Source organism: bacterium (assembly GCA_035529855.1).
GTDB lineage: Bacteria > RBG-13-66-14 > B26-G2 > WVWN01 > WVWN01 > WVWN01.
This window is the reverse complement of sequence record DATKVX010000100.1, coordinates 1-12,048: the sequence shown is the minus strand read 5'-3', so window position 1 is coordinate 12,048 and position 12,048 is coordinate 1. Positions and strand designations below refer to the sequence as shown.

Annotated in this window: 12 protein-coding genes and 1 tRNA gene; 5 read left to right on the top strand and 8 right to left on the bottom strand. The window is 62.2% G+C overall.

Annotated elements, in window-relative coordinates:
* Positions 1 to 171: 171 nt before the first annotated feature.
* The 3 genes from VMX79_10495 to VMX79_10485 all read left to right on the top strand — a co-directional run bounded on the left by VMX79_10495 (position 172) and on the right by VMX79_10485 (position 2,245).
* Positions 172 to 852 (top strand): hypothetical protein, encoded by a 681-nt coding sequence (locus VMX79_10495; protein ID HUV87526.1) that lies wholly within the window; start codon positions 172 to 174, stop codon positions 850 to 852.
* 77 nt (positions 853 to 929) lie between these two features.
* Positions 930 to 1,208 carry a hypothetical protein gene (locus tag VMX79_10490; protein HUV87525.1) on the top strand — a complete coding sequence of 93 codons (279 nt, stop codon included), beginning with the start codon at positions 930 to 932 and terminating at the stop codon, positions 1,206 to 1,208.
* A 563-nt stretch (positions 1,209 to 1,771) separates the two neighbouring features.
* Entirely contained in the window at positions 1,772 to 2,245 is a 474-nt protein-coding gene (locus tag VMX79_10485) for a hypothetical protein (GenBank protein HUV87524.1), read from the top strand.
* Positions 2,246 to 2,314: 69 nt separating this feature from the next.
* Here VMX79_10485 and VMX79_10480 read toward each other — a convergent pair whose 3' ends face one another.
* The 4 genes from VMX79_10480 to VMX79_10465 form a co-directional block, all read right to left on the bottom strand.
* A complete protein-coding gene (locus tag VMX79_10480) occupies positions 2,315 to 2,857 on the bottom strand; it encodes a hypothetical protein (protein HUV87523.1) in 543 nt (180 codons plus the stop codon).
* Between the two features lie 340 nt (positions 2,858 to 3,197).
* Positions 3,198 to 3,860 carry a zinc ribbon domain-containing protein gene (locus VMX79_10475; protein HUV87522.1) on the bottom strand — a complete coding sequence of 221 codons (663 nt, stop codon included), beginning with the start codon at positions 3,858 to 3,860 and terminating at the stop codon, positions 3,198 to 3,200.
* 160 nt (positions 3,861 to 4,020) lie between these two features.
* On the bottom strand, positions 4,021 to 6,408 hold the full coding sequence (locus VMX79_10470) for a tetratricopeptide repeat protein (GenBank protein HUV87521.1): 2,388 nt from the start codon (positions 6,406 to 6,408) through the stop codon (positions 4,021 to 4,023).
* A gap of 4 nt (positions 6,409 to 6,412) precedes the next feature.
* Positions 6,413 to 6,497, bottom strand: a tRNA-Leu gene (locus tag VMX79_10465).
* A gap of 146 nt (positions 6,498 to 6,643) precedes the next feature.
* Here VMX79_10465 and VMX79_10460 point away from each other — a divergent pair.
* The gene (locus VMX79_10460; GenBank protein HUV87520.1) at positions 6,644 to 7,210 is read left to right on the top strand and encodes an outer membrane beta-barrel protein; all 567 of its coding nucleotides are present in this window, start codon (positions 6,644 to 6,646) and stop codon (positions 7,208 to 7,210) included.
* An 82-nt stretch (positions 7,211 to 7,292) separates the two neighbouring features.
* On the top strand, positions 7,293 to 8,606 hold the full coding sequence (locus VMX79_10455; protein ID HUV87519.1) for a TonB family protein: 1,314 nt from the start codon (positions 7,293 to 7,295) through the stop codon (positions 8,604 to 8,606).
* A gap of 284 nt (positions 8,607 to 8,890) precedes the next feature.
* On the opposite strand, the gene VMX79_10450 is transcribed toward VMX79_10455, so the two are convergent.
* From VMX79_10450 to VMX79_10435, 4 genes are all read right to left on the bottom strand, one after another.
* Positions 8,891 to 9,532 (bottom strand): hypothetical protein, encoded by a 642-nt coding sequence (locus VMX79_10450; GenBank protein ID HUV87518.1) that lies wholly within the window; start codon positions 9,530 to 9,532, stop codon positions 8,891 to 8,893.
* Positions 9,533 to 9,814: 282 nt separating this feature from the next.
* Positions 9,815 to 10,879: a hypothetical protein gene (locus VMX79_10445; protein ID HUV87517.1), complete on the bottom strand. Its 1,065-nt coding sequence runs from the start codon at positions 10,877 to 10,879 to the stop codon at positions 9,815 to 9,817.
* Positions 10,880 to 10,917: 38 nt separating this feature from the next.
* Positions 10,918 to 11,517: a zf-HC2 domain-containing protein gene (locus VMX79_10440; protein ID HUV87516.1), complete on the bottom strand. Its 600-nt coding sequence runs from the start codon at positions 11,515 to 11,517 to the stop codon at positions 10,918 to 10,920.
* A 17-nt stretch (positions 11,518 to 11,534) separates the two neighbouring features.
* Positions 11,535 to 12,048: sigma-70 family RNA polymerase sigma factor (locus tag VMX79_10435; protein ID HUV87515.1), on the bottom strand; the 514-nt coding region annotated here is incomplete at its 5' end.

Sequence of the window (12,048 nt, the reverse complement as noted above, 5' to 3'; positions counted from 1 at the left end):
GAAGTGGGCATCCGTTTCGCGATATAGTACAAAGTAACGGGCGAAACGAGCGGCGGGCGAAAGGCGGTGCCCTTACGGGGGTTCACGCCGTACGTGAAAGCCCTCCGAGCTCGAGCCGTGGATACCTCTGAGCCGCAACGCAGTTATAATTAAATTAGGAGCTGCGTGGCGATGACGTGTGGGAAGTTAATAAGGATAGCGGTCGTAGTTGGTACGGCCTTGGTACCTACGGCATCCGCGATAGGGGTTTACTTCGGCGGCGGCCTGGCCGCGTACGGCGAAACAAAGATAAGAACCCCCGACGGAATTCTGGGCGGCGACATGGGTCCCTCGTGGGCGGTGGGTGGCGGCTTAGCGATGCCGGTTTGGTGGCGCGGCGGCGCGGTAACCTTTACCCTGGACCTCACGACCGACGTCAACTTCAGCATGATCGACAAAAAATTCGAAGAGCGGTACCTATACAACAGGGGAACCAAAATTACGGCCATCCCTATCCGCGAAGCCGTGGTCTTCGGCGTCGGCGTGGGGCCGTCGGCCATGATTAAACCGTACGTCGGCTTCGGCGGCGGCGTTACCATAGTCAAATGGGAAGCTTACTATACCGAGTGGGGGAGTTGGCCTCACAAATTATATGATGCAAAGATCGACGGCGGTACCGACGTAAAGCCAACCTTCTCCATACCGTTCGGCTGCGATTTCCGGTTAACGCCGAATTTCAGCTTGGGCCCTCGAGCGGAATACTTAATAATAACGGGCGAAGTGGACGGTTATGACCCGCACAAAGAGGAGTGGTTCGAAGCGACCGTACCGAACATGTTCTTCTTCGGCGCCGCCGCCCGGTTGTACTTCTAAGTGGCGCGGTCGTTAACGTACTTACCCGAAGGGCCCCCTAAGGGGGGCCTTCTCGCGGCGGCTCGCATAGTAGTAGCGTGCGGTTAAAAATTTTATGCGTCGACGTACCGTTATGGCGATACGCGAGCGTGGTATCGCCCTCGCTCGAGCTCGCGACCGACGTGGGGTTCACCTCCAAGACGAAACAACTCGAGCGCACGGAACTGCGGGATTACGAACTGTCGTTGAAAACGGTCGCGGTCCGCGAGAGCTTCATCGTCGGCGTCGGCGTCGGCCCCGCCAAACCGTTCGCCGGCTTCGGCGTTGGCGTCGCCGGCATCCCGTGGACGTTCACCCAAATTTCCACCGGCGCGTAACTCGACAGCCGGACCGAGGTCAAAGCGGCCTTCGGGATACCTTTCGGCTGCGAGTTCCGGTTAACGCCCAACGTCGCGCTCGGCGCCCGGGCCGAACACCTGGTCATCACCGGCGAGGCCACGCCGGAGGTTCGCCTCGAGAACGTCCGCACCTTCATGCCGGACCCGTTCTTACTTACCGCGGTGGCGCGCGTAGATTTTTAACCAAAGCCTATAACGAGCGAAAAGCGCCCCGGCGGGGCGCTTTTCGCGTAGCACGAGAGCTAACGGCGGCGCCTTTGTTGCGGCGGCGTCGAATAACACAACTAGTAAAGCGACCCGTACGTTAACGTCATATGAGCAAAATGAACAAGGGTACGGCACGTAAAAACGTTTTCCCGTAATAAACCGAGTTAGTATCGGTATAGTATCTAAATAAAATATATTATATATTTACTCAACAATGTGCGTTATTTACTTAATAAAATACTTGCGGTTGTGTGTTTGGTATGGTAGGTTAAAACCGGTTATTAGATAAAGGGTGTTGCATCGGATACGTACTATTAACCGCGGAGGTTCGGGACATGAGGAAACTACTATCAATCGGGATGGTATGCGCGTTGTTAACGGTGAGTTGCGGTACTATCTTCCACGGGACGAGGCGAGACGTATCTTTTAGGGCTACCCCCGATTGCACTGTCATCGTCGACGGCGTCGAATACCAGACGCCGACGATAGTAAAACTAAAGCGGGGCGAATCCCATAAGGTAACGTTCGAGAAACCGGGTTATAAATCGCAGACGGTAATGATAGACAACGACCTGCTCGTAGGCACGTTGATAGCCGACATATTTCTCGGCGGCCTTATCGGCGTTATCGTCGACCTCGTGGACGGCGCCATGTATACCCTCACCCCGAAAGAGATCGACGCCAAGCTAAGAGAAGAGGGCGTGAGTTTGAATCTACCGGAAGCCGACGACGACGAATTCTTCGCCGTTCTAGTCGACCAAGCCCAGATAGACGCCTACTACGCCGCGAAAAATAGTAGCCCGCAATAATAAGTACGTCATAGCATGGAAGAAAGCGCCCGCGAGGGCGCTTTTCGTAAATATAAATACATAAAACCGTCAGAATAAGAAGCCGAGGGTCAAATCGACCGCGGGCCAAACGCCAAAAGTATCTATGACGTGGCCGCCGGCGTGGATTTCCTCGGTGCCGAAGGCGACGCCGACGCCGGGCGTCAAGGTCCCCCTCCCCGCGAACACCCAACGCCAGCCTACCAGAAAGACCGGGACGATCACGACGTCGGTATTACTCTCTCCCGTGGACTTGTCCTCGATCATGTTAAAACCGACGTTAACCTCGCCCGAAAGGAAAAAATCGCGGAAGCCGCCCATCGGGTAATACTTCGCGCCGCCCTTGAGGTTAACGTAACGCCACGTCACCGCTTCCGGCTCGTCGACGAATAAATACCCGCGTTGCGAATAGCCGAAGCCGCCGAAGCCGGAGACGGAGCCGTTCTCGGTGTGCTCGATGTTGAAGTTAAAAAAGCCGGTGGCCAAACCTAAAAGGCTTACGTCGAACTCGTTGTCGTAATCCATCGCACGCGCCGGGACCACGGCCACGACCGTCAAGGCCGAAACCGTTATCGCGATAAATAGCCCTCTCACGGTGCCTCCTCTCGATGCGTTTGAAATCCACGTCCCATTGTAAACTCGGCCTCGAAGACGTACGGTCGCATCACCTCCCTTCGCCGAACGCCACCTGCCAGCGCTCTTACGCCGGGAGGGTCGCTTTCGACCTCACTCGTTCTTTCCCGCGTACCTTCCTCGGCGACGGTAACACGCGCCGGGCTATTTGTCAAATTTATTTTAAACCCGCTCACGCCCTCCGGCCCCGCCTTACCGGTTGGACGCCGGGCAAAAAGCGGCCCGCCCAACGAAAAAAAGAGCGCCCTCCCGGGCGCTTTCTTTACGGGTCCCGTGAACTTCCCGATTGTTGCCGGCGCCGTTAAAAACCCAGTACCGGCAATTCAATTTTGAACTCCAGGTTACCGGACTCTACCGGCCCGCGCTCACGCGCCACGCCGTCGTACGGCTCGTACAACTCGCCGGTACGGAAGGCGTAAACCGGCTTAGTCCTGTGCGTAAAACCTACGACTGCCATAACCAACCCGCCGATCAACAGGGCACCACCTGTTATCAAAACAACCACTGCCGTCTCTTCGTCTCGGCCGCTGGCCCCTTCCCACATCAATACCTCCGACCCGACGTAAACCGCGATCACGCCTGTTTCCGCGATTACTAATCCGGTAACCCACACCCACGTCCTCGTACGACCCGGTTCTATTATCTCTCCTTCATTATAATACCCCCTCCCGGGTACGAAGACCAAGTAGGGATCGGTCACCTCGGCCGAAGGTTGCGGTAGCCCGTAACCACACCCCGAACAGCTTTCCGCCCGGACCTCGTTCTTCTTCCCACATAGGGGGCACTTGGCGTAGTCGTAGGCGCCGCTTATCGTTACGCTTGCCCAGGGGTCCTCGAGCGCCGCTGCGCCTTCGCCCTCCCGCGCCGGCTCGTCGGCCGGCACACCCCAGGCCGAAGAACCCCAAAGAATTAAAGAAGCCAAAATAACCGGGACCTGGGGAGTGCTTTTCGTGAAGGTGACCATTTCCCCTTCTCCTTTCTCCTTAAAAAACTCGAGCGGCCCTCGACAAAACTTATTCCATATAGACCCCACTGCGCTTATTTTAATCCACCGTCAATAAATCATCAACCTTATTAGTTAAAAAAAGCGCCCTCCGGGCGCCTTTGCGTCACCGTCCTCTTCTCTACCACTCCTCGTAGAACTCGACGCCCTCGCGCTCCTGCGCCTGGAGGAGACGGTAGTGCTCGTAGCCGTCCAGGAACTTGAGGATGAAGACGCGGTTCTGGGCCTCGGGCGCGAGGCTTAAAAATCGACGGTAGTAGTCCGAGGCGTTCTCGTAGTACTCGAGCTCGCGGTCGAAGCGGCGCCACTTCTTGGCCTCGGACCCTTTAATGCGGTATATGTCGCCTAACATCTCGTACGCGAACGGTCCGTCGGGGTTTTCGCGCCTTATCGCGTCGAAGAGCTCGAGGGCTTTATCGAAATCGCCGTTGTGGCGGTAGCACGTCGCGAGCGCCGTCTGGATGTCGTAGTTTTCGGGCGCCAGCGCTCGGGCTTTCTCGTAATATTTAATCGCCTCCGGGTACGCCTCCATGTTCTCGTACGCGATGGCCAACAGGTAGTGGGCGTCGAGGTCCTTCTTGTCCAGCTCGCAAGCCTTCTTCAACACCGCGGCGGCGTCGTTGTACCGGTCTTTGCGCAAATAAACGTAGCCGAGGTCGGTGCGGGCGCGCACGTGTTTGCCGTTGAGCCACACCGCCTCCTCGTATTCGGCGACGGCGTCGTCGAGCCGGTCCTGCGCCTTGTACAGGCGGCCGAGCTGATAATGACCCTCGAACGATTCGGCGTTTATCTCGACCGCCCGCCTGAGCTCGCGTTCCGCCGGCTTCCAATCCTCCATCGCGATATACGAACGGCCCAGGCCGAGGTAAGGCTCGATGCGGCCGTCGTCGGCGTCTTTGGCGCGCGCGTACGCGCGCACCGCGTCGGGCCACTTTTTCGTCTTCTCGTACAACTCACCCAGCGAGAGGAAAGCGTCGATTTTTCGGGGTTCGATTTCGGTAGCGCGCTCGAGCGCCCGCTCGGCCTCGTCGTAATTTTCACGCCCGAGCTCCATCCGGCCGTGGTCGTAGAACGCGTCGTAGTACCGCGGGTTCTCGCCTTCGGCCTTGCGGTAATACGTCGCCGCGGCTTCGAAATCTTTCAACCCCTCGTCGGCGCGCGCCAGATAGTAGTACACGCGGTCCGCCATCTCGCGCGGCGAACCCGCGGCCCCCAGCACCCGCTTGGCGTCGCGGTACTTCCCGCGGCCCACGTACGCCTGTCCCAGGCCGACGCGAGCCTCGACGTTGGAGGGTTCGACTTTGATTACCTTCTCCAGGCTGTTCTCGGCGGCTTCGAACCGGCCGGTAGCCACCGCGGCGAGGCCCCGGTACAGATGGCCGCGGACATTGTCGCGCGACAACCCCACCAATCGGTCCGCGTACTGGAAGGCGCGTTCATACTCCCCCTCGCGGTAGAGGAGTTCGCCGAAGCGCTCGAGCGCGAGTTGGTGGTTCTCGTCGCGTGACAACGCCTTTTCGAACGACGAACGCGCCGGGGCGTAATCGCGAAGGCCGAATTGCGCTACGCCCAACTGGCAGTACGCCTCGGCGTCGCCGGCGCCGGCGTCCAGCGCGTCCTTGAGAGTACGCTCCGCCCGCGGGTAATCCCCGTCGCGGTTATAAAGGGTGCCCAAAAGCAACAACGCGGCGCTGTCGCGGGGGCGGAGACTTACGACCCGCTCGAGCGCCTTAGCAGCGCCGAACTCGTCGTCGAGGGCGAGGCGAGCTCGGGCCAGGTGCCAGTACGCGTCCGCGTCGTCCGGCTCGAGCCGGCTCATCTCCTCGTAGTGCTCCGCGGCGCGGGCGTAATCGCCCCGGCCGAAGTAGATAGCCGCCAGCCGCCCGTGGGCCTGGACGTTGCGCGGTTCGGCCCGCAGTACCCTCTCATACTCGGCGGCGGCATCGCCGGCGCGGGCGAGTTTACCCTCGTAGAGGGCCGCGAGCTCCAGCCGGTCCGCCGTGTCGCCCGCCCGCGCGACCAGCTCCTCGAGCGCCTTGGCCTGGTTCTTATAGTCGCTGCCGGCGCCGTAGAGGTCCGCCAGCGCGCGCCAGCTTTTCAGGTTGTTGGGGTCGGCCCGCACCACGTCCTCGTACGCGGTGACGGCGCGCGCCCGCTCGCCGAGCTTCTCGGCCAGGAAGGCGATCTTGTAGGAGAGCTCCGCCGACTTCCCCGACACGGCCTGAAGGCGGCCGTAATAGTCGAGGGCGGCGCGCTCATCGCCGGCGCCCTCGTAGGCTTCGGCCAGGCCGCGGAGCGCGTCGGCGTTGGCGGCGTCGAGGGCGAGGGCGCGCTCGAACGCGCCGATGGCGTCGCGCCACTCCCGCTCGCCGAGCGCCGTTTGGCCCTGGTAAAGCAGCTCGCCCAGGTCCCCGCCTTGCTGGGCCGCCGCGGGGAAACACATAAAAGCCGCGGCCGCGAGTACCGAGGCCGCTTGCCGCATCCCGTTTAGCGTAATCTTCGACGTCATCGTTTGCCGAAGGCGGGACTCGAACCCGCACGAAGTTAAACTTCACTAGACCCTGAATCTAGCGCGTCTACCAATTCCGCCACTTCGGCCCGTTACTATCTCTAAATTATATTCGCCCCGCGCCTTAAAGTCAAGTTATTAACGGAAACCGCGGCGTCCTTGCTTTTGGCGTGCCGGTGTGATATTAATTGACGTCAAAACGACGTGCCACTCCTGTGATAAGGTAGGGTGATATATGCGTTTCGTTTTAATAATACTCTGGGCCGCGGCGCCGGCGTCGGCGCTGGTGTGGGGGTTGGGCGTGGGCGGCGGATTCGGCATGCCGGTAGGCGACTACGGCGAAATCGTGGGGGCCTCCGCGGTCGCGGACGGCCGCGCCATTATATGCCTTACGCCCAACCTCAGCCTGACGGCCGGCGTCGGTTACCGCATCAAACATAACCCCAAAGAATCGGAGGGCGCCGACGTCGCGAGCTACGACGTCATTCCCATCCTGGCCGGCGCGAACTACCGTTTCGATTACCTACCCTGTATGCCGTACGTCGGCGGCGGCGCCGCGGTCGCCGTCTCCAAGGCCACCGTGCCGGCCGCGGCCGGGCCCGAAGAGCACAAGGCCACGCGGCTGGGCCCCTTCGCCGAGGGCGGGATGGAATACTATCTCGCCGAAAATTTCGGCTTAGATTTGCGGGGCCGGTTTATGGCGACCTTCGGCGGCGACAACGTCGCGTACAAAGACGCCCCGGTAGAGGCCGACAACTATCTCGCTTTCGACGCATTGCTCGGCTTCTTCCTTTACCCGTAGCGGGCGCCGGTTTGGCCTTGATTTAGCCCCGGCCGTATGTTAGCTTGCCGCGTTATTACTAACGGCGCCGGCCTAACCCCCTATGAACGAAAAAAGCGAAATCGAACTTTATATTCGCGTCGACGGCGTTGAGCACGGCCCCCTCACCGTAGGCGAGATCAAGGCCTGGGTCGACGGCGGCAAGTTTCGCCCGACGGACTACATCCGGATGGCGGACAAGAAGGCCTGGGTCAAGGCCGAGAACCTGGTCCACCTCAAAGCGCTCTTCGACGAGGCGCGCGAGAAGAGAGAGCGCGGCGCCTTCGCCACCTGGCTCGGCAACATCCGGGACGGCAAGTCTCCCATAGTGCTCACGCCCGTAGGCCGGGCCGAAGAGGAGAAGCGCATCGCCGTCGAACGCGAAGCCCTCGTCGAGGAACGGGCCGCGCTCGAGGAACAGGGAGAAGAACTCCGCGGCCAGCTCGAGAAGACCATCACCGAGCGCGAAGAAGAGCTCGCGCGGCTGGAGGCCGAACGGGAGGACGCGCGTAAGCGCCTGGAGGCCGAGCGCGACGAGGATGTTAAGCGCATCGCCGCCGAGCGCGACGCCGAACGACAGCGGCTCATTACCCAATACGAGGAAGAAGTCGCCCGCGCCAAAGATGAACGCGACGGCGAAGTCTCGCGGCTGGCCTCCGAGCGCGAACGCCTGGACGCCGAGCGCACCCGCCTGGCCGACGAGGAACGCGAGCTCGCGACGATGGGTAAGGCTATGAAGCGGCGCCGGCGGATGCCGTTCGTCGTGGCCGCCGCGGTGGTCGTGCTGGCGATACTTATAGGCGCGCCCTCGTACTATTTCTTCATCTACAAGCCGGGGCGCGAGATAGCCGCCAAGCTGGCGCGCATCTCGGACCTCGAGCGCAAGATCGACGAGCTCACCAGCCAGTATGAGGTGGCGCTGGCCGCGGGCGACAGGGCCAAAGCCGACGAGATAGCGGAAGAGCTCGAGAAGGCCCGCGAAGAGCGCGACAAGCTGGCGGAAGAGGTCCCGGACGAGAAGAGGATGCCGACGACGCGGGGCAAGGCCAAGCTCGCCGGCCTGCTGCGGGCGGAGGGCGGCGGCGCCGAGGACCCGGCCCGCTCGGGCGGCGCCGTTACCGCCGGCCTGAGCGGCGCCATGGGCGGCGTGCGCTCCACGTACAGCCGCGAGCTCTCCCGGACCCCCGGCCTTGAGGGCCACGTCATCGTGAGGATAAAGGTGGCCGCGGACGGAACCGTCACCGGCGCCAACGTCGTCTCCTCCACCATCGGCAACTCCGCGGTGGAGAGCACCGTCACGGCCGCGGCCCGCCGCGCGCGCTTCGCCCCCGCCGCCGGCGAGACCTCCCTCACCTACAAGTTCGACTTCTCGCCGTAACCCCCCGAAAACCGACGCGTAATAAAAACCGGCCTCGCGGCCGGGTATTTTGCGTAGGGCCGTACCTTCAGGTGCGGCCGCCTTGTTATCCGCCGGTTTAAACCGGCGGTTAGGGCGTTCGCGGGTGACTAACCGGCCGTTCAAGCGGCCGGTTTCGGTTTCGGTAGGAGCCGGTCTTTAGGCCGGCCCGGTAGAATATTCCCCGCCGACAGGAACGTCGGCTCTCCCGGCCCTACGCCGACAGGAATGTCGGCGCCACGTTTCAACCGACAGGAATGTCGGTTCTACCGGAACAACGCCCGGATGCGGCCCAGCGAGGCGGGCGCGACGGCGGGATAGTACGAGAACGAGAGGCGCGCGTTGTAGCCCCAGTAGTCGACGGTCCCCGTTTCCGCCGAACTGGTTCTCCCGAAGCAGCGGTGGTACGCCGACATGCTGCCGCAATACAGCCCCGCGCCGGCACCGGAGCTGCTCTCGAACGTTATCTCCAGAATAAGGTTGTCGGCGTTGTTATAGTCGAACGTCGTCGCCATCGGGACCGGATAGAAGCCGCTCTGCGCCGGCAAGTTGTAACTCGAGAACGACGCCACGAGCGCGGGGGTATTGCCGCCGTAGTTGTCCCGGAAGTTATTCGTCAAGGCCGACAGGGCCGTGTGGCAAAGGTAGAACCTGGCGCCGGCGTACGTACTCGTCGCGAACGAGCTCTTCTGGAGCTCGAACTCGTTCACCGCGCCGGCGCGGTCGATGGCCTCCCGGTCGAAGAGCATCTGGAACCGGCAGCCGCTCGGGAAGGCCATAGGCCACCACGGGAACAGGTTCTCCGTCGAGCCGTTGTCGACCGTAACCTGAACGCCGGTGGCTCCCGCGGCGGCGACGAAAACCGCGAGCGCGGCAAATGAGATTATTAAGAGAGTTGACTTTTTCATCCCGACGCCTCCTCGCTTTCATTAATAAAAGGTTGTGCCGACGTCCAGTATATAACTTATTCCGTACCGACGCTACGCTAAAACGCTCCCGTAAAAAACCCGACCTCGCGGCCGGGTTATTTAGCGTAGGGCCGTACCTTCAGGTGCGGCCGCCTTATTTATTGTATTATGAGATTCGGGCCGACCTAAAGGTCGGCCCCTACATTACTCCTATCCACGCTCGCCCCGCCGCAAGAAAAACCCGGCCTCGCGGCCGGGTTTCTTAAACGTCCCCTTGCAGATCTAACCGGCTTTCGCGGGAGGGGGCGTTTTGTTGTTATTCTTCTTCGCCTCGCGCGCGGCCTCGGTCTCCGCGAGGGTCCGCTTGCCGAAGCGCGAGTAGACGACGGCGCCCATGCCGATGCCGGAGGCGGCGATGAAGATTATCTTGCCGACGCCGGCGAATACGCCGCCGATCTTCTCCATCGGGCCGCCCGGCAGCGCGATTATGTCGCCCAGGAGCGCGGCGCCGTGCAGCAGGAGCAGGCCGATGAAGATCTGGAACATGACGTGCTTCTCGCCCACCAGCCGGCGGCCTATTATCCGCGCCATCACGACGTAACCGACGAATACCGCCACCACGGCGGCGAGTATCACAATGGGAATCAACGGGATGCCGATGAGGGATACCGCCATGAAGACCAGCGCCACCGGCAACAGGATCATTATCCCCACGCCCAGCAGCGCCGAGCGCGGGAAGTCGCCGGCGAGGTGCTCGTCGACGCGGCCGAACTGGCGGGGCAGGAACGTCGTGAGCAAGAGCGCGACCAACATCAGGAAGCCGAAGAAGACGACCTCCTTCACCACTTCTACGATCCGCTTGGAGAGGTCGCCGGCGGCCTCGCCCAGTACGCCGAACCACTTAAGACCTTTCAGGCCGGGGATGCCGCCCTCGACGCTCACTTGCTCGCCGCCGACCTCGGCCTCGGGCGAGACGTCGGCGGTGCCGCCCACGTTCACTACGTCGCAGCAGATGACGGCCGTGGGCTCGACGCGGAGGTGGCCGCCGACGCACACGGCGTCGCCGTTAACCGTTCCCTTAACCGTCAGGTTGCCGCCGATGCAGACCGCATCGCCTTCCACGACCTCGCCTTCTTCGACCACGAGGTCCCGCCCTACAACCACGCGGTCCTCGCCGTCGCCCTCCTCGCAACACACTTCAACTTCCACCCGCGGCCCCGCGAGCGCCGTTTCGCCCGTCGCCGCGGCCTCCGCCGCCGTCTCGGGCTCCTGCGCGAGCGCGGCCTGCGCCCCGATGAAGGTCAAATTCAACGTGAGGAGGACCGTGATAGGCAATAGCGCTTTCATCTTTCTCTCCTTAATTACAGATCGGGGGAAACAAACTTTTAAATGACCCGAACCAGCGGCGCCGCGGCCCGAGAGCCTGCGCGCCACACCAGATAAAAGAGCGCGACGGCGACGAACGCGCCCGCGTAAACCGCCGACGACGATTTAAGGCCTTCCCAGGCGAGCTGCGAACCCGCCGACCCCAGCGCCGAGACGAGCTTACCCATCACGTGCGCCGGGACGGCGAGGGCCCGGGCGACCTTCCAATAGTCGACTACAGCCGTCACCAGGCCGTTAAAAGCCCCGGCCGCCGCGGCCCCGAGCGCCGGTTTGAATAACCACGCCCACGCGCCGGCCGCAACCGCAGCCGCCGCGGCGGACGCGGCTATCGTAACGCGCGCGAACGCGCGCCGGCCGCGGGCCTCGCGCCCCTTCGCCAGGCGGGCGCGGCGTACCACGTCGGCGGCGAACGTCGGCGACGGCTCGAGCCGAGGCGCCGCCTCGAACGCGGCGACAGCCCGCGTCAGAACCTCGTACTCGCGCCGGCACGCCGGGCAAGCGGCGAGATGCTCGTCGAAACGGACCCGCGCTTCCGGGTCAAGCTCGTCGTCGAGCGCCGCGTTCATTAAAGCCTTAATTTCCGAGCATTTTTCCGCCATCGTCGTTCTCCATTATCTTATACGTATTTTGCCAGCGTTTGTTGCAGCTTTTCGCGGCCGCGGTGGATGCGCGCCTTAACGGTCCCGAGCGGCATCCCCAACGCCTCCGCAATTTCTTCGTACGACATCCCCTCGCGGTGCCGCATAATCAGCGCGCCGCGGTACGTCGGCGGAAGGGACGCCAGCGCCTCGTCGATGGCCTGTTGCACTTCGGCTCGTTCGGCGAGTTCGTCCGGCGCCAGCGTCCGGTCCGGCGCGTCGGCCTCCCGGAGTCCTCGCCCCTCTTCATCTTCCCACACCAGCGAGACCGTCGGCACCCTCCTCTTGCGGAGCCAATCGAGGCAGCGGTTATGCGCTATCCGATATAGATACGGAGAAACCGATTTGGAGGGGTCGAAGGAGGACAAGCCGAGGTAGAATTTTACGAAAGCCTCCTGCGCCAGGTCTTCGGCGACTACGGCGTCGCCCACCAGCCGCCGGCAATAGTCCAATATGCGGCGGCTATATTTATTGACGAGCTCTTCGAACGCG

Excerpts from the sequence above, each read along its gene's own strand:
- VMX79_10440 (HUV87516.1), bottom strand. The coding sequence starts at position 11,517 with ATGGCGGAAAAATGCTCGGAAATTAAGGCTTTAATGAACGCGGCGCTC.
- VMX79_10460 (HUV87520.1), top strand. The coding sequence starts at position 6,644 with ATGCGTTTCGTTTTAATAATACTCTGGGCCGCGGCGCCGGCGTCGGCG.
- VMX79_10475 (HUV87522.1), bottom strand. The coding sequence starts at position 3,860 with ATGGTCACCTTCACGAAAAGCACTCCCCAGGTCCCGGTTATTTTGGCT.
- VMX79_10445 (HUV87517.1), bottom strand. The coding sequence starts at position 10,879 with ATGAAAGCGCTATTGCCTATCACGGTCCTCCTCACGTTGAATTTGACC.
- VMX79_10450 (HUV87518.1), bottom strand. The coding sequence starts at position 9,532 with ATGAAAAAGTCAACTCTCTTAATAATCTCATTTGCCGCGCTCGCGGTT.
- VMX79_10455 (HUV87519.1), top strand. The coding sequence starts at position 7,293 with ATGAACGAAAAAAGCGAAATCGAACTTTATATTCGCGTCGACGGCGTT.
- VMX79_10495 (HUV87526.1), top strand. The coding sequence starts at position 172 with ATGACGTGTGGGAAGTTAATAAGGATAGCGGTCGTAGTTGGTACGGCC.
- VMX79_10470 (HUV87521.1), bottom strand. The coding sequence starts at position 6,408 with ATGACGTCGAAGATTACGCTAAACGGGATGCGGCAAGCGGCCTCGGTA.
- VMX79_10485 (HUV87524.1), top strand. The coding sequence starts at position 1,772 with ATGAGGAAACTACTATCAATCGGGATGGTATGCGCGTTGTTAACGGTG.